The sequence below is a fragment of the Thalassospira permensis NBRC 106175 genome (assembly GCF_000714555.1).
Classification (GTDB): domain Bacteria; phylum Pseudomonadota; class Alphaproteobacteria; order Rhodospirillales; family Thalassospiraceae; genus Thalassospira; species Thalassospira xiamenensis.
Genome location: NZ_AUNC01000001.1, coordinates 425,444 through 446,064, shown reverse-complemented (window position 1 = coordinate 446,064; position 20,621 = coordinate 425,444). Strand labels below are relative to the sequence as shown.

Below are 20,621 nucleotides of genomic sequence, written 5' to 3'. Positions count from 1 at the left end.
ACTCCGTCATTAATTTGATTGCGGGAATATAATAGCACCCACTATCTAACCGTTAGGCAGGTTGACGCCGGAAGCCAACACCATATTGATTTGAATCAGTGTCGCGCGGTGCCTGATTGAATACTATCAATTGGGAAATAGCACCAAACCCCGAAGATAAATAGAGCACCAAAGGTCAGGAGTTCCTCCGACCATGCACCGGGATGACAAACAGCCAGCCATAAAAGAAGAACTGCACGGCATTGTGCACGCCGTTCGCGGTGCGGTTGTTGACGTCGTTTTCACAGGGTCGGGTCTGCCACCAATCAATTCTTCGTTGATCGTGGCATGGGATCAACCGACACCTTTAACCCTGGAAGTTCACAGTCACCTTGATCTGGAAACGCTGCGTGCTGTCGCATTCCAGTCGACGGCGGGATTGTCCCGCGGCGTAAAAGTTTATGCAACTGGTACCCCTGTGACAGTGCCTGTCGGCAACAACATTCTGGGTCGCCTGATTGATGTCGTCGGTGAACCGAAGGATAGCGGGCCTGCTTTGGCAAAGGACACACCACGTCGCCCGATCCACGCCCTTCCGCCATTGTTGAAAGCACAAACAAAAAACACTGAAATTTTCGAAACCGGGATCAAGGTTGTTGATCTTCTCACACCAATGGCACAAGGCGGAAAAGCCGCAATGTTTGGCGGTGCTGGGGTCGGGAAAACGGTTCTGGTCATGGAACTTATTCATGCCATGGTCCAGAAATACGAGGGCATATCTGTTTTTGCCGGGATCGGTGAACGTTCGCGTGAAGGTCATGAACTTCTGACCGAAATGCAGGCATCCGGCGTTCTGGAACGAACCGTTCTTGTGTATGGCCAGATGAATGAACCACCCGGCGCACGTTGGCGCACCCCGCTTACCGCCCTGACCGTTTCGGAATATTTTCGCGATCAGAAGCACCAGAATGTGCTGTTGTTGATGGACAATGTCTTTCGCTTTGTCCAGGCAGGAGCAGAGGTATCAAGCCTTTTGGGACGTTTACCATCGCGCGTTGGCTATCAGCCGACACTGGCAACCGAAGTTGCCGGACTTCAGGAACGCATCGCATCGGTTGCCGGAGCGGCAGTTACCGCTATTCAAGCGGTCTATGTGCCCGCCGATGATTTTACGGACCCCGCCGTAACAACAATTTCAAGCCATATGGATTGTGTCGTTGTGCTGTCGCGCGCGCAAGCTGCCGAAGGTTTCTATCCCGCGATTGATCCTCTTGCCTCTTCCTCGATGTTGCTGGACCCGCTGGTCGTTGGCAAAGATCATTATGAAACTGCCGAAGCAGTCCGTCAGGCACTGGCAAGGTTCAGGGAACTGACCGACATTATCTCTCTGCTCGGCATCGAGGAACTGGGAATTGCGGACAGAAAGACCGTTAAACGGGCACGCCGGCTACAGCGTTTCCTAAGCCAACCCTTCATGGTCACACAGGCTTTTACAGGCACGCCGGGCACAAGCGTTGCCCTTTCCGATACATTGGCAGGATGCCGGGCAATCCTGGACGGGGAAACAGACGATTGGTCTGAAAGTTCGCTTTATATGGTCGGAACACTCCAAGAAGCCCGTGCGAAAGAAGAAAAAGCAACCGCCACCGATGCCAGCGATCGCGAGGCCAGATCATGACGATGAGGTTGACGATCATCACACCGCTTTCAATCGTCGTTGATGAAGAAATCGATAGCCTTCATGCCGAAGATGAAAGTGGCAGTTTTGGTATCCTGCCCGGGCATGCGCCGTTTCTGACGGCATTGGCAATTTCCATTGTCAGTTGGCGCGTCGAAGGTCAGGACCGGTTTTGCGCCGTGCGTAACGGCGTCATGACTGTAAGTGAACGTACAAAAATCAACATTGCGACCCGCGAAGCTGTCACCGGAGACGATCTGGCAACTCTCGATCAGGAAGTTTTACAAAGATTTCATTCCGAAGCCGACGAAGAACGCGTCGAGCATGTTGAAACGATGCGTCTTCAGATGCATGCCATTCGACAGATCATCAGCCGCCTGCGTCCTGGCATGCATAAGGAAACATTCCGGTGAGCAAAGCACCCGATAGATTTCCGCAGCCACCGGAAGAAGACCCGCTTGTTCGGGAAGTAAGGCGGCGACGCGAACGGCATGATCGCTGGTTACGCGAAGGCGATATGTCAGTCGGTCGACGATTGGCCCAAATCGGGGTGCTGGGCTGGATCATTATTGTACCGACATTGGGTGGACTTTTTTTGGGACACTGGATCGACAAACAGTTTGGTACGGGCATTTTCTGGACAGGACCATTGCTGATCGTCGGCTTGGCAATTGGGGGCTGGACTGCATGGAAATGGATGAACACACAATGATTAATTCCGATGTATCGCCAATACTTCTGTTGTTGCCTGTCTGTTTCTCGGGTGGGTTTGCCATGGGTATCGTTTATTTCTGCACCATCCGCATAACGGCTGACATGATTGTATCAGGCCAAAGACCGATGCTTGTCATTGCTTTGGCGATTGGCAGGCTGGCTCTTCTGGTTTGTGGATTTGCGCTTGCTCTCCAAGCTGGCGGGTTCGGAATTCTGGTAACCTTGGCAGGCGTTATCGGCGGGCGCGAAATGATCATCCGAATAAAATGGGGAGCCCGGCCGTGAAGTCGCCTCTTGAAACGCTTCCTCTTTTTTATGTCGGCCCAATACCCGTTACGGCGGCCGTGGTCACCACATGGGTAATCATGATCATCCTGGTGGTTGGTTCCATGCTTCTGACACGGCGACTTGCGTTAATTGCAACCAAACGCCAGGCCACACTGGAACTTCTGGTCGACACCATAGATAACCAAATTCGCGAAACAAGCGGTGCAGAGCCGGCCCCATATCGCAGTTTTATCGGATCGCTGTTCCTGTTCATCCTGATCGCAAACTGGTCATCACTTGTGCCGGGAATTGAACCACCGACAGCACGACTTGAGACAGACGCGGCATTAGCGATGCTGGTTTTCCTGTCTGTTATCTGGTTTGGCATCAAAGGTGCCGGGGTTGGCGGGTATCTGCGATCTTTCGCAGCACCAAATCCGGTAATGATCCCGCTGAACATGGTCCAAAGTGTAACGCGGGCTTTTTCCATGTTCGTACGTCTGTTTGGCAATGTGATGAGCGGAGTATTCGTCATCGGGATTGTTGCAACCCTGGCAGGTTTCATCGTTCCGATCCCACTCATCGCACTCGATCTGCTAACCGGACTGGTGCAGGCCTATATTTTTGCTGTGCTGGCGATGGTCTTCATCACGTCGGCCGTCCGAGACGGCACACGTCAACCCACAGAAAAGACGATCCCTCTTCCTCCCGAACAAAAGGACATGTGATGGATTACCTTAACCTCGCCAGTATCGTAAGTGCGGCATTTGCCGTTTCATTCGGGGCAATCGGCCCGGCACTGGCCGAAGGTCGCGCAGTTGCCGCCGCAATGGATGCGATTGCCCGTCAGCCAGAAGCCGCAAACACCATTTCACGAACCCTTTTCGTTGGCCTTGCAATGATAGAAACAACCGCAATCTATTGCCTGGTGATCGCGCTTTTGTTGCTGTTCGCCAATCCGTTGCTGGGATGATCCAATGACAATTGACTGGTGGACCCTTGGCTTGCAGGCGGTCAATGTCCTGATCCTGATGTGGTTATTGTCTCGTGTATTCTGGCGGCCGGTTGCCAATGCAATCGCAAAGCGCAAAGAAGCATCACAGGCAATGCTTGATGCCGCAAAGGCAGCTCAGTCCAAAGCGGATGCAATACGTGCCGAATTGACAGAAGAACGCAAAAGCATCGCTGCGGAACGCGAAGCCATCTTGCTTGCCGCAAGACAAGATGCAGATAACGCAACCAAGGCCGCACTTCTCGAAGCGCACGAAAAAACGGAAAAAATCGTCGCAACAGCACAAATTTCAATCGCCCGCGCGACAGATGCCGCACAGAAGAAAACGGTCACACAGGCGGCTGAACTTGCCACAGAAATTGCATCAAAACTGCTGCAAACTCTTAATACGGCAATCGTTCAGGAGGCATTTTTCCAATTGCTTCTCGATAGTATCGCAAACTTGCCAGAGGCGGAGCGCACAACATTGGCGCAGAACGCAGACGGCCTTGATCTGGTCAGCGCATATGCGCTTGAGGATGCCGATCGGACCAAATTCAGCAACGCCATCCACAAGGCCCTTGGCGGTACGCCTGATATTACATTCATGACGGATCCAGAACTGATTGCCGGAATGGAAATCCGAACCGCGCATTTCATTTTGCATAACAGCTGGCAATCCGATCTTGCCGGGATTCTGAAGGAGCTAAAAAATGCTGCCTGATGATCCCGATTGGCGCATTGCGGCGCGGCATGCGATTGAAAATGTCCCCTTGGGCCCCCGCACGGAACACAAAGGAAGAGTCGAAGAAATTAGCGATGGTGTCGCGATGATCTCCGGCCTGCGCGATGTTCGCCTTGACGAGGTGCTGCGTTTCCAGGGCGGGCAGATTGGCTTTGCCCGGGTTCTTGATCCGGATCTTATCGGTTGCGTCTTGCTTGATGCCGCAACCGAAATCGAAGCGGGAGACGCGGTATTTGGTACAGGTGAAATCATCCAGGTTCCTGTCGGCGATGCCTTGCTTGGTCGTATTGTCGATCCTCTTGGCCGCCCGCTTGATGACAAGGATGAGCTATCCACCACCGAAAGGATGCCTATCGAACGCCCTGCTCCATCAATCATAGAACGTGATCTTGTTACCGAACCGGTACAGACCGGGATGCTGGTGGTAGATACATTATTTGCGCTTGGCCGGGGGCAGCGCGAATTGATCGTTGGCGATCATTCGACCGGCAAAACAACATTGGCAATCGATGCCATGATTGCCCAACACGCAAGCGATATGATTTGCATATATGTCGCCGTAGGGCAGAAAACATCCAGCGTGCGCCGCGCCATTGATGCGCTGCAATCCGAAGGCGCATTTGAACGCTGTATCGTTCTCGTTGCCGGATCGGCGAGCGCCCCCGGATTGCAGTGGATTGCCCCCTATGCTGGCATGACCATGGCGGAATACTTTCGCGATCAGGGAAAACATGCCCTTGTTGTGATCGACGATTTATCAAAGCATGCAGCAACACATCGTGAAATAGCCCTTCTGACCCGCCAGTCTCCAGGTCGCGAAGCCTATCCTGGGGATGTTTTTTATATTCATGCGCGCCTTCTTGAACGTGCGGCAAAACTATCAAAGGATCTTGGCGGCGGTTCGCTGACAGCACTCCCGATCGCGGAAACAGATGCTGGCAATCTATCGGCCTTTATTCCGACCAATCTGATTTCGATTACCGATGGCCAGATCGTGCTTGATTCCGCCCTGTTCCATCAGGGCCAGAAACCTGCTGTTGATGTAGGGCTCAGTGTCAGCCGGGTTGGCGGCAAGACCCAGGCACCAATATTACGGGAAGCAGCGGGCTCATTGCGGCTTGATTATGCGCAATTTCTGGAACTGGAAGTTTTTACACGTTTTGGAGGAATGCCCGAAGGGCGTGTACGCCAACAATTAACGCGTGGTGCCAGGATACGCGAAGCTCTGAAACAGTCACAACACTCACCATTCCGGCTTGTCGACGAGGTTGCCCTGCTAATCGCCGTGCAATCCGGGTTGCTTGATCCCCTGCCTGTTTCGGCCGTCACAGCATTCCGCGAACGGCTGCCCGCCATATTGGACAGTGACGCAGCAGAAAGCGTGCGTGTCATCTCCGAAACAGGCAATCTGGACGAAGCTGCCCGCGCCATGCTGATCGCAGCAATGACCGGCCTTGCGTCTTCGTTATCCGCCATCAAAAATGACACGTCACATGATATTGAGAGCCACAATCCTGAGAGAACCGGTGAAAAAGCATGACCGAACGTTTGGCAGATGTCAGTGAGCGGATTGAAGGCATTCGTCAGCTTGGCGCTGTTGTCAATGCCATGAAAGGCATCGCAGCAGCACGTTCCAGAGACGCAAGGAAGCATATCAAAGCCGTCGACGGTTATGCATCCACGATCGCAAATGCCATGCGAAGCACCCTATCCCCGGAGGAACACCGACCGACAACAAAGATACCTGCCAACACTGGTAAGGGGCTTCTTGTTTTCTGCGCCGAGCAGGGGTTTGCCGGTGCCTTCAGTGAACATGTTCTCGAAAAAATTGCTGAAGACCTTAAAAAAGCAACCCTGTTTTTGATTGGAACGCGCGGTTTATCCATCGCAAGGACACGCGGGATTTATCCTTTCTGGAGCACGGCAATGCCCTCCCACACACCGGGCATTCCGAAAATGGCGGACAATATCACCAAGGCCATCTATGGCAGCGTCGAAGTCGGCAAGATTGACAGCCTTGATGTCATCTATTCCACATGGCATTCAGGAAGACCCGAAATCGTCCGGCACAGTCTGTTTCCAATTGATCTGACCGAGTTCGCATCTCATGCCTCGCGGCCACCGATGATGCAGCTCCCGAAAGCAGCCTTGCTCGATAGCCTGAGCGCTGATTACTTTCATGCTCTGGTTTGCAAGTCTTGCCTGCACGCATTTGCGGCCGAAAACGAAGCGCGACTGGAAGCAATGTCGGCTGCAGCAAGCCAAATCGAACGCGAACTTGATCTGTTTCAAGCCAGATTGCGCCAAGTCCGTCAAGAAGAAATCACAGCCGAAATCATTGAATTGGGAACGGGCACTGCATCTGCGCACCACAAGAAATGAATAAGGAACACGCATGCCGGACCGCGACCAAATCGTCGCTTGCATATTTGGACAAAAATAAGCAACAAATTCCCTCAATATCTAAAGAAGGTAAGGGAATTTATTTGGCATAAATTTCGCCTATTAAATGTTCGATTTGCCTCAAATTATTTTTTGACCACGTTAGTTATTTCGGCTTCAAAACTTATACCTAAAAGACCTTGAGTTGGGACCAGACAGGTAACATTCAAGCAAGAACCCTTGTTTGAAGTCGAACGATTGCGTTGGAAATGTTTTCTGAGAACTTAAAGCCGGATGGGCTATGCGACTATTCGCAATATACGAGCATATTGTGCGTGGAAAATAGCACCCGGAGCATCACCGAATGCATCCGTCGGAAGGGACTACGCGAAAAGAAGGCTATGCTGATTGATACATCTTACCGGAGACTGTATTCGACGAGCTTCATCTTTTCTGGCGAAAATTTCAACTTTTGTGGCACTCGACAACAGGATGGATGTCAGGTGCCACAAAAGGTGACATTCGACTTCTTGAAAAATCAATTGGTTAGCATTTTCGATTGCCAGATAAGCTGTCATCGATTGTCACCAAAGATGACAAAAACCTGCAGAATTGACAGAAAAGCTGACAATTTCAAACATATGGTTCGTCATACCCTCTGAATTGAGCAAAATGACAAATTGCCGCTGTGCCTCATGGCATTTAGAGTAAGGAACCTTTTTTCAGTTCGGCTCAATTCTGCATAGATAAATTCTTATTCGTTTTGAGATTTGGTTCTACGCGTTAGTCAGAGCTTTGCTCTCAATTTTCAGCCCTCCCTCGAAGACACGGATTTTGTTCGAGATGCTCAATCAGCATTTCGGTAAGCACTTGGATTTTTCTTACAGGGTGCTGCCCAGGTGGCCGGACAACATACGCCGCGGCAGGCGGCGGAGGATACCCAGTCATAACCGTAATGAGGGCACCCGATCTCAAATATTCACAGATCAAGCTGTCAGGAAGGCAGGCAATACCAAGCCCGGCTGTTGCCGCAGCGGTAAGAGCGATGCCGTTGTCGGATTTAAAACGCCCCTGTGGCTGGACCGTGACGACCCTGTCACAATCCATAAATTTCCAAGACTCTGCTCCCTGCATAAGGGCTTGGTGCGCCATGAGTTCCTTGGGCGTTTCTGGCGCTCCATGTGTCTCGATGTAAGACGGGCTTGCGACAAGTTTCAAATAGACGGGCCCAATGCGTTTAGCGAGCAAATTGGAATTTTCAAGGTAGCCGACCCGGATCGCGCAATCAAAACCTTCGGAGATAAGGTCAACAAACCGGTCGCTATAGCAAGCATGTAACTGAATCTGGGGATAGCGTTGCGCCATCTTCGCAAGAACGGGGGCAAAATGTGTTGGTCCCAACGAGAGCGGCATGGCAATTCTCAGGCGCCCCCGAAGATCACCCGTGGGCATGATCGTATCCCTCGCAATTTCGATTTCGGCACTCACCTTTGCGGCGTGTTCGCGAAATGCAACCCCGGATTCAGTGAGGGCAGCACCGCGTGTTGTTCGGGCAAGAAGCTGAACACCAAGCGCTGCTTCAAGCCGAAAGAGCCTGCGACTGACAATTGATTTGGATACACCTAGCCGTCTTGCAGCGGGAGAAACTCCACCCGCATCGGCAACCACGACGAATGTTTCTAAGTCTTCTATATTCAACTTGGCATTCTCTATTTCACGACACAGCAGCACGACACGGTATGTTGATTTACTCCGCGCGAAACTGAGCGTATCCATCTCATAGATGTACAGCGGTTACTGGTTGTGATCTCAGAAAAAGACATTTCGAAATGAGTGCTAAAGCAACACCGGACCGACTTGGCTGTCTTTGAGGTATTTCCTCAACGCCGCTCAATCCGGCATGGGGATGTACTCATCACGATCATTGATAGGGAGATCGAAACGTCCTTTGCCCCAGTTTGCTGCGCGCCATTCGGCCTTGGCTTCTTCGATACGCTCTTTTGACGAGGCAACGAAGTTCCACCAGATGTACCGTGGACCCTCAAGGGTGGCGCCGCCGAGGATCATGATCCGAGCACCTTTCTCACCAGCCGATACGGTGATTTTGTCTCCGGAGCGGAAGACCATCATTTGCGATGATTGATACTCTTGTCCGGCGATCAATATTGAGCCTTCGACGATGTAGATGCCTCTGTCCTCGTGATTGTCGGGCAAAGGCAATCGACCTCCTGCTTCGAGCACCACATCGGCGTAAAAGGTTTCTGAGAGCATTGTCGCGGGGGCAGATTTGCCATAGGCGTTGCCGAGAATAAGTCGAACAGTGACGCCAGAATCCTCGATGATCGGCAGCGCCTCTTTGTTATGATGTTCGAATATCGGTGCCATGTCCTCATACTGATCGGGTAGTGCGACCCAGGTCTGTATGCCGGACAAACTGTTGGGGCCGGACCGGGCTTGCGCTGAAGTCCGCTCTGAGTGGGATACACCGCGCCCGGCAACCATCCAGTTCAATTCGCCAGGACGGATGATCTGGTCTGCCCCTGTACTGTCGCGATGGTGGAAATCACCGCGAAAAAGATACGTAACTGTGCCAAGACCAGTATGCGAGTGAGGTCTTACATCGACCCCTTGACCGGTCAGGAACTCGGCCGGCCCGGCTTGATCAAAGAAGATGAAAGGGCCTACCATCTGCCGCTTTGGTGCAGGCAGGGCACGACGAACTTCGAAATCGCCAAGGTCTCTTGCACGCGGGACAATGAGTGTCTCAATCGCGTCAGTATCTACATCATCGGGGCAGCCCGGTTGCAATGCGGGGTTCCAACTCATACGCGCACTCCTTACTTGTCCTTAGCGCCCTTCCAGGCCGAGCAGGCAAAATTGCACTACCGATCAGAAGGATAACCCACATTGGCGGATGTTTTTTCGCTGCGCTAGTCACGCTATGCGCTTAACTGTGTCGCACGAAGTGGAATGTCTGCTCGGAATAATACTGACCGAGATGACCGAGTTGGCGCTTGCTGGCTAGCCAGGGCTATTCTTCCCAGAGATGGGGATTGGACTGGACATGCTCAATGAGCATTTCGGTCAGTACGCGCACCTTGCGGTCCGGGTAGCTTCCGGGTGGTCGCACCACAAAGGCTCCTCCGGATTTTGGGGGATATTGTGGCATCACCGGAACGAGGGCTCCGGAAACCAAGTATTCGAGGGTAAGGCAATTGGGAAGACATCCAATGCCAAGACCTTCTGCGGCAGCGGCAGTCAATGCGATGCCATTATCGGACTTGAAACGCCCTTGCGGCTGCACCGTTACGATTTTATCACCGTCCATCAGATGCCAGGACTCTGTACCCTGTAGAACGGCTTGGTGGAATGCAATGTCTTCGGGCGTTTCAGGTGCGCCATGCATCTTGATGTAAGCGGGGCTTGCAACCAGCTTGCCATGGATCGGCGCAATGTGCTTTGCAATCAGGTTGGAATCGGGAAGAAGGCCCAATCGGATCGCGCAATCAAACCCCTCGGCAATAAGGTCTACGAAGCGATCACTATAGCAGGCATTGATCTGAAGCTGGGGATGGCGTTGCGCCATTTTTGCAAGCACAGGGGCAAAGTGTGTCGGTCCGAACGAAAGCGGCATGGCGATACGAAGCCGGCCACAAAGTTCACCCGTTGGCAGCAATGTGTCTTTCGCCAACTCTAATTCATCACGAATCCGCGCGGCATGTTCGCGGAATGTAGTCCCGGCTTCGGTAAGTGCCGCACCTCGGGTCGTGCGCGCCAGAAGCTGAACACCAAGCGCTGATTCCAGACGCAAAAGCCGTCGACTGACGATTGACTTGGACACACCCAGTCGACGCGCAGCAGGGGAAATTCCCCCGGAATCAGCAACTTCTACAAATGTTTCTAATTCTTCTATGTCCAATTTCGTGTTCCCCGTGTTGCGACACAGCACATCATATACGGGCACTAGTGTCTTATCCAGAGACCTGCGACTGTCGATTCATAGGGCACCTAAAAATCAATTCGAGCAAACGAGCCCTGATTACAAAACAGAAGGGACAGTCTATGAATATTCGCAATGGCCTTGATTCACTCCTTCGCCCCGAAGACTCAGTACTTGTGCTGATCGACCATCAACCCTACCAGCTTGCAAACCTCAACAGCCATGATCCTCATATGGTGGTGAACAACACGGTAGGGCTGGCAAAAGCTGCCAAGGCGTTTGGCGTACCGACCATCTTAACAACTGTAATCGCACGTCAGGGCGGCAATATTTTTCCCCAAATTGCCGATGTATTCCCGGGACAGGAAATCATTGACCGTACTTTGATCAACACCTGGCAAGATCCCAAAGTGGTAGATGTCGTCAAGGAAACGGGCCGCAAGCAACTTGTTATAGCGGGTCTGTGGACCGAAGTCTGTGTTGCCATGCCAACCATTCAGGCCCTTGGCGAAGGGTGGGATGTCACGGTCGTAACCGATGCATGCGGCGGTGTTTCAGTCGAGGCACATGAAGTTGCTATCCAGCGAATGATCGCAGCAGGCGCGAATATGATGACATGGCTGGCTCTGGCCTCCGAATGGCAACGCGACTGGGCGCGCGAAGAACATATTCCCGAACTTGCCGAGATACTTAAGCAACATGCCGGGGCTAGTGGTGTCGCATTCCAATGGGAACAGCAACTGCTTAACACACCTGCCCCCGGCTAGGGATAAATAATGGACTGATCAGATTCCAGATGAACGCCTGAGGATTTGTCACGGCTCTTCATCACTTCTTGAGAGTCAGAATGGAAACGGCGCTCTGCTTTGCAAAAGGGCAGGAAAACTATTGGGTTACTTTAACCCTTTCTGTTTCGTTGAACAAATTATTGTCTTGGGTGCGCAATGGAATTATCATCATATCTTGCTTTTATCTTGATCAGCGCAGCTCAAAGCGCGACGCCTGGTCCGTCGACATTGTTTCTCGTTAACAATGCTCTTGCCTTTGGGTGGCGTCGCGCATTGGGTGCACTAAGTGGTGATCTTGTCGCAATTGCACTGCTGGCGACACTTTCGGTGGTCGGCTTGGGTGCTTTACTCGAAGCGTATCCACTGATTTTTCTCAGCCTGCGCTTGCTTGGTGCGTTCTATGTCCTGTGGCTGGGGTGGACGTATCTCAGATCCGTCGGCCAACCGAAAGAGGCCGATGGGACTGCTGAGATAGCACGTGGACGCGACGGTTTGGCTCTCTGGTTTCACTCATTCGGTGTCGGGATCAGCAACCCAAAGGCCGTTCTGTTTTTTGCGGCATTGTTCCCGCAGTTTATTCCCGCCGAGAGCGGCCCAGCTGTTCTGGCACTTCTGGTTTTGACGTTTGTCGTTGCAAAGCTTGTTGTTCTGGGCGGTTACGCAATTGGTGCGCGGCACGTCGTAAGGATGTTTCAAAAACCGGAACATGCCCGGCGTGGGCGTGCGTTGACCGGCGCAATCTTTGTCGTTTTTGGCGTGCTGATGATCGTTTCTGCGATCCCAACTTCCTAGTCCCCGGCCCTTCCCCCGCGCTTGTTGCATGCAGGCAATGTCGTTTTATCAAACAGGAGACCTAAAATGGAAAAGCTTGAACTTCTTACCCCGAAAAATTCGCAGATCATCTTCATCGATCACCAGCCTCAGATGGCATTCGGCGTTCAGTCGATTGACCGTCAGGTCCTTAAAAATAACACCGTTGGCCTTGCAAAGGCTGCCAAGATTTTCAACATCCCGACCACGATCACGACCGTCGAAACCGAAAGCTTTTCAGGACATACCTATCCGGAACTTCTGGCCGTCTTCCCCGAAGCGCCGCTTCTCGAACGGACCTCGATGAATTCCTGGGATGACCAGAAAGTGCGTGATGCACTCGCTGCAAACGGCCGCAAGAAAGTGATCGTTTCCGGCTTGTGGACCGAAGTCTGCAACAACTCCTTTGCGTTCTGTGCAATGCTTGAAGGCGGATATGAAATCTACATGGTCGCCGATGCTTCGGGAGGCACATCGGTTGATGCGCATAATTATGCGATGGATCGCATGGTTCAGGCTGGTGTGGTGCCGGTAACCTGGCAGCAGGTTCTGCTCGAATGGCAGCGCGATTGGGCACACCGTGAAACCTATGATGATGTCATGGCGTTGGTGAAAGAACATTCCGGTGCTTATGGCATGGGTGTCGATTACGCCTACACCATGGTTCACAAGGCGCCGGAACGCGTCGAACATGGTCCTCGGATTGCGCCGAAAGCAGCTTCCTGATCGATAAAGGAAACGCGGCAGATACAAAATATCTGCCGCGTTTTTTCGTTCCGAATCCCTCTGTCACGCCAAACTCTCAGTGCCGTTTCCAAGTCAAGTACCTCACTGAACGGGCGTACATGAGCGGCAGGTGCGGGGCTTGGTATTGAAAGGTCACACGCATGAAACGCCGGACATTTCTTCAAGGTGCTGCTGCAAGCACAGCACTCAGTGCGCTGCCAATCAGATCAACTGGGAGTACCGAGATGAGCAAGACAGCCGAAACAATCATCCACAACGCCCGTATCACGACGCTTGATCCAAAAAATCCCGAAGTCGACGCCATTGCGATTGCCGGCGGCAAAGTACTGGCAATCGGCGCCGAAGCAGATATGCGCAAGCTTGCCGATGGCAAAACCAAAATGATCAATGCTGGCGGTCGTCGCATCATTCCGGGACTCAATGACAGCCATACCCACCTTATTCGCGGCGGGTTGAACTACAACATGGAACTGCGATGGGAGAACGTGCCCTCTGTGGCCGATGCCCTTCGCATGCTTAAGGCCCAAGCGGCCGTTACGCCTGCACCGCAATGGGTGCGTGTCGTTGGAGGCTGGTCGGAATTCCAATTTGCTGAACGTCGTTTGCCGACGCTTGATGAAATCAATGCTGCCGCCCCCGAAACCCCGGTCTTTATCCTGCATCTTTATGGGCAGGCCCTGCTTAATCAGGCCGCAATCAAGGTTCTTGGTTTTGATAAAAACACGCCAAACCCGCCCGGTGGTGTCATTGAAAAGGATGCCAAGGGCAATCCAACCGGCCTGTTAGTGGCGAAACCATCTGCCTTGATTCTGTATTCTACGCTGGCCAAGGGGCCTAAGCTTCCGATTGAGGATCAGATCAATTCCACCCGCCACTATATGCGTGAGATGAACCGGCTTGGCATCACCAGTGTGATTGATGCTGGCGGCGGCGGACAAAATTATCCCGACGATTATGACGTCATCCAACGTCTGCATGACGACGGGCAAATGACGGTTCGCATCGCCTACAACCTTTTTGCCCAAACAGCGGGCAAGGAATTGAACGATTACGAACGCTGGGTCGAACTGACCGAACCGGGTGCTGGAAGCGACATGCTGCGCATGAACGGGGCGGGCGAAAACCTGACCTGGTCGGCTGCGGACTTTGAAAACTTCCTTGAACCGCGTCCGGATCTGGCACCGGTGATGGAAAGTGAACTTGAACCGATTGTTGAACTGCTGGCTGATCGTGAATGGCCGTTCCGTATTCACGCAACCTATGACGAAACCATCGACCGTTTCCTTGGCGTATTTGAACGCGTCAATGGCAAGAACCCGTTCAAAACCCGGTTCATCATCGATCACGCCGAAACCGTTTCCGAACGCAATATCGAACGGATCAAGTCACTGGGCGGCGGCATTGCCATTCAGCATCGTATGGCCTTCCAAGGCGAATATTTCGTCAATCGTTACGGCAAAGACGCCGCCATGGCGACCCCGCCCATTGCCAAAATGCTTGAACAGGGGCTGCCCGTCGGGGCGGGAACGGATGCAACGCGTGTCGCGTCTTACGATCCGTGGGTTGCCCTTTACTGGCTAACGACCGGTAAAACGGTTGGCGGCATGCCACTTTATGAGAATGACAACGTTCTTGATCGTGAAACGGCCTTAATGCTCTGGACCAAGGGTTCGGCATGGTTCTCGGGCGAAGCGGACGTCAAAGGATCGCTTGCGCCGGGGCAATATGCTGATCTGGCAGTTCTGTCGGCGGATTATATGGCCGTTGCGCCCGAAGAAATCCGGCGGATCAACTCGGTCATGACCATGGTTGGCGGCAAAGTGGTTTACGGCGAAGGCAACTATCAGTCCCTTTCACCGAAACTGCCACCGGCATCGCCATCCTGGAGTCCGGTTTTGCATCAACAAAGCCCGGCCCAACGTCCTGAAGCCTCGACACATGAACGTGCCTGCCACGATGGTTGTTCGCACGGTTGCGGCGTTCACGGCCACGACCATGGCATTGCATGGAACAATCCAATCCCGGTTGCAGACAGCAAATCTTTCTGGGGTGCGCTGGGTTGTTCCTGCTTCGCGGTATAGCAAAGGAGAAGAGAATGACTGTTTCCCCTTATCTCGTTTCACTTGGGATCGGGCTTGGTGTTGGTGTGATTTATGCGCTGCTGGGAACCCGATCCCCGGCCCCACCCGTCATCGCACTCCTTGGACTGCTTGGTATGCTGGCCGGTGAAACTGCGGTGAACTGGGCCAAAGACAGGATGTCTGTCCAAGAAGCCGCTGCACACTGCCTGCATGGCAAATCATTTAGTGTAGCAAGTGATGCCAAAGGTGCTCAAACCAACTGTGGCCCAGCATCACCTGAAACAAAGTCATAACCCCCTGGTGCGCCAGTCAATTCCATTTGGAAACCGGTGCACCGAACCAGGTTTGTTTCTGCATAACTGACAATTTTCGTTTCCTTTACCATGAGAACAATGTCATGACGCCAGCCCCCATCTCGAAGTTGTTAAACAGCGTTATATTTGAATTGGGTATCCGGGTTGCTCTGACCTGTCCGTTCTGGCTTTCTGGTTTGACAAAACTGTTCAACTGGGCGGCAGCGATAGGTGAGATGAACCATTTCGGACTTTCGCCCGCGGCACCACTTGCAGCGGGCATTATCCTTCTCCAACTGGGCGGCTCTATTGCCATCATCCTGGGGCGCCAAGTGTGGCTGGCCGCTGTCGCATTGGGAGTATTTACCGCTGTGGCGACACTCACTGCACATGCGTACTGGACTTTTCCAGAGGCGGAGCGCGCCGCACAAAGCAACATATTTTTTGAGCATGTTGCGATCATTGCGGGGCTCGCTCTTGTAGCAATTCTGTCCGAAAAAACATCCCGACGCATTTAGTGCGCTTTGCGGCATTAGGGGATCAAAGCGCATTGCCATCTTCATCAGGAAGAGGAAAAATGAACGAAACCAAACCAGTTGACACAGGTCCATGGGCACCGTTTCGGCATAGGGCATTCGCCTTTTTGTGGGTGGCAACCGTCATATCGAATATCGGCACATGGATGCACGATGTCGGCGCAGGCTGGCTCATGACAGAGCTGTCCCCCTCGCCTCTGGTTGTCTCGCTGGTGCAGGCAGCGACCACATTGCCCGTATTCCTGTTTGCAATCTTTGCCGGGGCGCTTGCGGACTTAATGGATCGCAGAAAATTACTGATTTCCATCAATCTGGTAATGGCCGGCTTGGCTTCAGCACTCTCTGCGATGGTTTATCTGCAATTGGTGACGCCTTCGATCCTGATCCTGTTTACATTCTTGATGGGAACCTGTGCAGCATTGATGGCACCTGCATGGCAAGCAATCGTTCCGGGGTTGGTTGATAAACCACGCCTGGGCGCTGCGATTGCGCTCAATTCCATGGGCATCAACGTCAGTCGCGCGATTGGTCCGGCATTGGCCGGTTTTCTGATTGTCAGCGCAGGTCTGGTATCTCCGTTTGCGCTCAATGCACTCAGCTTTCTTGGAATTCTTGGCGTTCTGTTCTTCTGGAAACCTCAAGAGAATGTCCAGACCATGCCACGAGAACGCATGACCGGGGCCATGCGTGCTGGTCTTCGCTATGTATTTAACAGCCCGCCGGTGATCGCCACCTTGATCCGGGCTGTTGCGTTCTTTTTGTTTGCCAGCGCCTATTGGGCGATGTTGCCACTGATTGCGCGCAACATGCTGGCAGGCGGGGCACAGCTATATGGAATTCTGCTCGCCAGTGTTGGCACGGGCGCTGTCGCCGGCGCCATTGTTCTACCCAAAATCAAGGCACGGCTTGGTCCAGACAAAACCGTTATGGCCGGGACGACCGGGACAGCTCTTGTGATGTTGAGCTTCGCTTTGGTTCAGCATCCAGTCGTGGCTGTTATGGCCTCCTTCATTGCCGGGGCGTCATGGATAGCAGTTTTATCTTCGTTGAATGTATCCACGCAAACCGCTTTGCCTGACTGGGTGCGTGCTCGGGGTTTGTCTGTGTTTCTGACGCTATTTTTCGGCTCGATGTCAGCTGGTAGCGTGGCATGGGGCTGGCTTGCCGAACAGTTCTCGATTGAGATGGCTTTGCTGACTGCTGGGGTTGGAGCAATCATTCTGATGATCGCAACAATGCGCATCCGGCTTAATCAGGGTGCCGATCTTGATCTGAGCCCGTCAATGCACTGGCCCGAACCAATCCTGTCTGAAAGTGCCGAACAGGATCGCGGCCCTGTCATGATCAGGATTTCCTATCGGATCAACTCGAAAGATCATGAGACGTTCCAGCAGCTCATGACTGAAATGCGCAAAGCCCGCCAGCGCCATGGCGCATACCATTGGGGGCTTCATCAGGACAGCACTGATCACGACCTGTTTGTCGAAACATGGTCGGAAGGTTCATGGATAGAACACTTACGTCATCACAAACGGGTGTCTGGCGCGGATCGCGATATTCAGGAAAAGGTTAACCGCTTGCATCTGGGCGAAACAAACCCAAAAGTTGATCATTTGATTGCAGTTAAATGATATGACCCCATTCCTTCAGAAAGCCAAAAATCAGTTAAGTTCCAATTGGATTGGAAAAAATGCTGCAATCTTTACCGCATTAACGATTACGTTTATCAGCACATTGATCGGTGCGGCACTGGCAGATAGTTCATTGGGCTCATCCGCCAGTGAACGCAAGACCGTGACACTTGCCTGCAATCCGTTCCCTGCCGCGATGATCGCTGACAACAACGTCATGCCCGGATTTGATGTTGAAATCTTGCGTGCCGCATTTGCCACACGCGACATCACACTCCTTACACCGTTCTATCCTTGGAAAAGGGCTTATTTTCTTGCCAGTGCAGGTCATGTTGATGGGCTTTGTTCTTGTAGCTACCTGCCAGAAAGAGACGCAGAATTCCTATATTCTGATCCACTTGGCGACGGAGAGATCGCCATGTATAGCACCAATGAACAGGTTTTTGACATGATCGACACCGAAGACGCGTCCAAGCTGACCGTTGGTGTTGTGAATGGATACAGTCTGGAGGTGTACGCGCGCAAAGCAAAGTTTGATGTCATGATTGCCAATAGCGAAAAAGCGCTGGTCAACCTTTTGAACTCAAATCGAATTGACGCAGCCTTAACGTTTCGCCCCCCTATGGACTATTACCTGCTCAATGGAGATGAGGACGGACTCCCTGATGTAGAAAGAATAAGGACCAAGGTAATATCGACCAGTTCCCATTACTCCTGCATTTCCCGCAAGACCGAGGCCCCGGAAATTATTCTGGATCATTTGAATGCTGGTCTGAAGACAATCCGCCAGAGTGGTTTCTTTGACAGCATTTTGGCAAAGTATCGAACTGGCCCAAATACCTCTGATGCGCCTCAAGAGCAAAACTAACAGCCTTGTCGTTCACCGGACTGGTATGGGGACATGCCCCATACCATAAGTTCCGATTTTCTTGCTGTATCCTCGCGATACGCCAAGTACAGTTCTTGTCTTACCCAAAGGATCGTGATGCTTGGCAAGGGCTGCCCTGCCCCCTGCAGATGGCGACCAAGATTTTCGCAATTGAAAGCAACGACCTTGGCCCCTTTCGACATCAATCATGTGACGTCATCAGCCCCTATGAAGACCGGGCTTCAGGGCAATATGCTTATACTCGATAAAGTCGTCGAGTGCAGCGAGGCCGTTAAGCCGCCCAAGGCCTGACTGTTTGAAGCCGCCTTCCTCGGTATTGTCATAGACCTTGGCCCAGTCATTGATCCATATGGTGCCAGCCTCAAGCGCCTGCGCCACCTTCAACGGACGGTCGACGTCACGCGTCCAGACGCTGGCAGCAAGACCAAACTCGCTGTCATTTGCAAGCTGAATGGCTTCTGCCTCGTCATGAAAACGCTGAATAGTCAGGACAGGACCAAATGTCTCTTCCTGAAGAATCGACAGGCTATTGTCGTTAACTTCCAACAATGCAGGCCGGAAAAAAGCACCTTTTGCAAGCGGTCCGGCGCAAACAGGCCCCCCACGTACAATAACGTTTGCTCCCTCCGAAATGGCGTTCTTGACCACCTCGTCTACCCGCAAGACATTCTCTCGATCAATCAGTGGCCCCATATCGCTTGAGGGGTCACTTGCCGGACCAACTTTCACATCGGTTAGTTGCTGGGCAAGCGCATCGCGCACATGTTCAAAAATGCCCTCTTGAACAAGCAGACGTGAACCGGTCATACAAAATTGACCGGAAAATACTGTCAGCGCCTTCTCAATCACGGGCAGGGCCGCATCGATATCGGCATCATCGAACAGAATGACCGGCGTCTTGCCGCCAAGCTCCATCCCGAAACGCTTCATCCGTTTGGCACCAATTGCGCAGATGGCGCGGCCTGTGCCGGTGCTGCCAGTGAAACTAATCGCGGGAACATCCGGGCTTTCGACCAAATACGCAGATCCTTCCGGACCACTTTCAAAGAAGAGGTTGATTACACCATTCGGAAGATCCTCGGCCTCGGCCATGATTTCCGCCATGACACTGGCAGCTTGCGCGATTTGTGCCGGAAGCTTGATGACAGCAGTGCATCCAGCTGCGAGTGCTGGTGCCAGAGAGCGAATGGTCAGAACCGCAGGAGAGTTCCAGGGCGCAATGACGCCAGCAACACCCATCGGCTGTTTTAGGATCACAGACAGGCTTCCTGGTTTTGGCGTAACAGCTCTACCGCTTTCCAGCAGAGCTGTTGCCGCCGAATAACGCAATTTGCTGGGGATCATATCGACTTCGAAGGCAGCTTCAACTTTCACCTTGCCGTTTTCAAGCGACAGGATTTCTATAAGGCGATCGCGGTTACGCTCGAATGCAGCGGCTAGCTGATTTAGAACATGCGCTCGCAGTTCATGATCACACGCCCAAGTCGTTTCCTTAAAAGCCTTTGAGGCTGCCGCAACTGCAGTTTTCGCTGCCTCTAGGCCGTTGTCCGGATAATATCCAATGGTATCGTAGGTGGCCGGATCAATCGATGGCTTCAATTCCCCGTCATTTGTCTGGACACCGTTGATCCAGTTGAATGCTGTTGCCTGAACCGTCATGCCAGACTTGCCCGGGGCATTGATGGCGACCTTGTTGTCGTTGTTCGTCATTGTCGTTATCCCTTTTAATTGTCTGATGGAGCAGAACGTTCAACTGGCGCGGTGTTGTTGGCCATAGGAGCGGCTTTGGAGTGAAGGCCGGGTTTGCGAAAAGTACGCCCAAAATGGCAAAAAACCTTCCCGACAAGGGGATCGGTGATATTCGAGACAATGATGACGACGACAAGTGTCGAGACGAGAACTCCCATGGGAAACGGAAATTCTTTAAGCGCATCACCAAATATCGTTAAGAAAACAAGCACTGTTGGATAAACGGCGAGCCATATCCGCGTGGTCTTTTTCAACCGCGCCATGAGGGAATGGTTAAGCTGCCTAGACATTGAAAAACTCCAATACGGATGCCTGTGATGGTGCAAATCTATTGATACTGGAGGTGACAGCTAATGAGATTCTCATCAATTTCCTCCTTGGCGGCATAGATCGTGCGCCAT

General features: G+C 52.5%; 22 protein-coding genes. 17 read left to right on the top strand and 5 right to left on the bottom strand.

Annotated features, from left to right (window positions below; genetic code table 11):
* Positions 1-193: 193 nt before the first annotated feature.
* The 9 genes from atpD to SMB34_RS01935 are packed head-to-tail and all read left to right on the top strand — an operon-like array spanning position 194 to position 6,756.
* A complete protein-coding gene (atpD, locus tag SMB34_RS01975) occupies positions 194-1,657 on the top strand; it encodes a F0F1 ATP synthase subunit beta (protein WP_051682068.1) in 1,464 nt (487 codons plus the stop codon).
* Positions 1,654-2,070 carry a F0F1 ATP synthase subunit epsilon gene (locus SMB34_RS01970; protein ID WP_196871085.1) on the top strand — a complete coding sequence of 139 codons (417 nt, stop codon included), beginning with the start codon at positions 1,654-1,656 and terminating at the stop codon, positions 2,068-2,070. Before atpD ends, SMB34_RS01970 begins: the two co-directional genes overlap by 4 nt.
* The gene (locus SMB34_RS01965) at positions 2,067-2,369 is read left to right on the top strand and encodes an AtpZ/AtpI family protein (protein ID WP_037987405.1); all 303 of its coding nucleotides are present in this window, start codon (positions 2,067-2,069) and stop codon (positions 2,367-2,369) included. The genes SMB34_RS01970 and SMB34_RS01965 overlap by 4 nt, the downstream gene beginning before the upstream one ends.
* Positions 2,366-2,656, top strand: coding sequence for an N-ATPase subunit AtpR (locus tag SMB34_RS01960; RefSeq protein ID WP_037987404.1), 291 nt, complete (start codon positions 2,366-2,368; stop codon positions 2,654-2,656). The genes SMB34_RS01965 and SMB34_RS01960 overlap by 4 nt, the downstream gene beginning before the upstream one ends.
* On the top strand, positions 2,653-3,366 hold the full coding sequence (locus SMB34_RS01955) for a F0F1 ATP synthase subunit A (RefSeq protein ID WP_037987506.1): 714 nt from the start codon (positions 2,653-2,655) through the stop codon (positions 3,364-3,366). Before SMB34_RS01960 ends, SMB34_RS01955 begins: the two co-directional genes overlap by 4 nt.
* Positions 3,366-3,611, top strand: coding sequence for a F0F1 ATP synthase subunit C (locus SMB34_RS01950; RefSeq protein ID WP_037987400.1), 246 nt, complete (start codon positions 3,366-3,368; stop codon positions 3,609-3,611). The genes SMB34_RS01955 and SMB34_RS01950 overlap by 1 nt, the downstream gene beginning before the upstream one ends.
* 4 nt (positions 3,612-3,615) lie before the next feature.
* Positions 3,616-4,353 (top strand): F0F1 ATP synthase subunit B family protein, encoded by a 738-nt coding sequence (locus tag SMB34_RS01945; RefSeq protein WP_037987398.1) that lies wholly within the window; start codon positions 3,616-3,618, stop codon positions 4,351-4,353.
* The gene (locus SMB34_RS01940) at positions 4,343-5,914 is read left to right on the top strand and encodes a F0F1 ATP synthase subunit alpha (protein ID WP_051682067.1); all 1,572 of its coding nucleotides are present in this window, start codon (positions 4,343-4,345) and stop codon (positions 5,912-5,914) included. Before SMB34_RS01945 ends, SMB34_RS01940 begins: the two co-directional genes overlap by 11 nt.
* Positions 5,911-6,756 carry a F0F1 ATP synthase subunit gamma gene (locus SMB34_RS01935; protein ID WP_037987397.1) on the top strand — a complete coding sequence of 282 codons (846 nt, stop codon included), beginning with the start codon at positions 5,911-5,913 and terminating at the stop codon, positions 6,754-6,756. The genes SMB34_RS01940 and SMB34_RS01935 overlap by 4 nt, the downstream gene beginning before the upstream one ends.
* An 801-nt stretch (positions 6,757-7,557) precedes the next feature.
* Here the strand turns inward: SMB34_RS01935 and SMB34_RS01930 are convergent.
* From SMB34_RS01930 to SMB34_RS01920, 3 genes are all read right to left on the bottom strand, one after another.
* Positions 7,558-8,532 carry a LysR family transcriptional regulator gene (locus tag SMB34_RS01930; RefSeq protein ID WP_240478718.1) on the bottom strand — a complete coding sequence of 325 codons (975 nt, stop codon included), beginning with the start codon at positions 8,530-8,532 and terminating at the stop codon, positions 7,558-7,560.
* Positions 8,533-8,646: 114 nt separating this feature from the next.
* Positions 8,647-9,582 carry a pirin family protein gene (locus tag SMB34_RS01925; protein WP_037987396.1) on the bottom strand — a complete coding sequence of 312 codons (936 nt, stop codon included), beginning with the start codon at positions 9,580-9,582 and terminating at the stop codon, positions 8,647-8,649.
* Positions 9,583-9,787: 205 nt separating this feature from the next.
* Positions 9,788-10,705 carry a LysR family transcriptional regulator gene (locus SMB34_RS01920; RefSeq protein ID WP_240478723.1) on the bottom strand — a complete coding sequence of 306 codons (918 nt, stop codon included), beginning with the start codon at positions 10,703-10,705 and terminating at the stop codon, positions 9,788-9,790.
* A 113-nt stretch (positions 10,706-10,818) separates the two neighbouring features.
* On the opposite strand from SMB34_RS01920, the gene SMB34_RS01915 reads away from it, so the two are divergent.
* The 8 genes from SMB34_RS01915 (at position 10,819) to SMB34_RS01880 (ending at position 18,450) form a co-directional block, all read left to right on the top strand.
* Complete coding sequence (locus SMB34_RS01915; protein ID WP_037987395.1) at positions 10,819-11,463, top strand: hydrolase; 645 nt, start codon at positions 10,819-10,821, stop codon at positions 11,461-11,463.
* Between the two features lie 177 nt (positions 11,464-11,640).
* Positions 11,641-12,276: a LysE family translocator gene (locus SMB34_RS01910; protein WP_037987394.1), complete on the top strand. Its 636-nt coding sequence runs from the start codon at positions 11,641-11,643 to the stop codon at positions 12,274-12,276.
* A gap of 66 nt (positions 12,277-12,342) precedes the next feature.
* Positions 12,343-13,020 (top strand): hydrolase, encoded by a 678-nt coding sequence (locus SMB34_RS01905; RefSeq protein WP_037987393.1) that lies wholly within the window; start codon positions 12,343-12,345, stop codon positions 13,018-13,020.
* Positions 13,021-13,265: 245 nt separating this feature from the next.
* Positions 13,266-15,122: an amidohydrolase gene (locus SMB34_RS01900; RefSeq protein ID WP_037987392.1), complete on the top strand. Its 1,857-nt coding sequence runs from the start codon at positions 13,266-13,268 to the stop codon at positions 15,120-15,122.
* Positions 15,123-15,136: 14 nt separating this feature from the next.
* Positions 15,137-15,415, top strand: coding sequence for a DUF1427 family protein (locus SMB34_RS01895; RefSeq protein WP_037987391.1), 279 nt, complete (start codon positions 15,137-15,139; stop codon positions 15,413-15,415).
* Positions 15,416-15,519: 104 nt separating this feature from the next.
* On the top strand, positions 15,520-15,933 hold the full coding sequence (locus tag SMB34_RS01890) for a DoxX family protein (RefSeq protein ID WP_037987390.1): 414 nt from the start codon (positions 15,520-15,522) through the stop codon (positions 15,931-15,933).
* Entirely contained in the window at positions 15,933-17,582 is a 1,650-nt protein-coding gene (locus SMB34_RS01885; protein ID WP_205618023.1) for an MFS transporter, read from the top strand. Before SMB34_RS01890 ends, SMB34_RS01885 begins: the two co-directional genes overlap by 1 nt.
* A 1-nt stretch (position 17,583) precedes the next feature.
* Entirely contained in the window at positions 17,584-18,450 is an 867-nt protein-coding gene (locus SMB34_RS01880; RefSeq protein WP_037987388.1) for a substrate-binding periplasmic protein, read from the top strand.
* 219 nt (positions 18,451-18,669) lie between these two features.
* Here SMB34_RS01880 and SMB34_RS01875 read toward each other — a convergent pair whose 3' ends face one another.
* Positions 18,670-20,070, bottom strand: a complete 1,401-nt coding sequence (locus SMB34_RS01875; protein ID WP_205618022.1) for an aldehyde dehydrogenase family protein — start codon at positions 20,068-20,070, stop codon at positions 18,670-18,672.
* A gap of 125 nt (positions 20,071-20,195) precedes the next feature.
* Positions 20,196-20,510: a putative antibiotic biosynthesis monooxygenase gene (locus SMB34_RS01870; protein ID WP_037987387.1), complete on the bottom strand. Its 315-nt coding sequence runs from the start codon at positions 20,508-20,510 to the stop codon at positions 20,196-20,198.
* Positions 20,511-20,621: the final 111 nt, after the last annotated feature.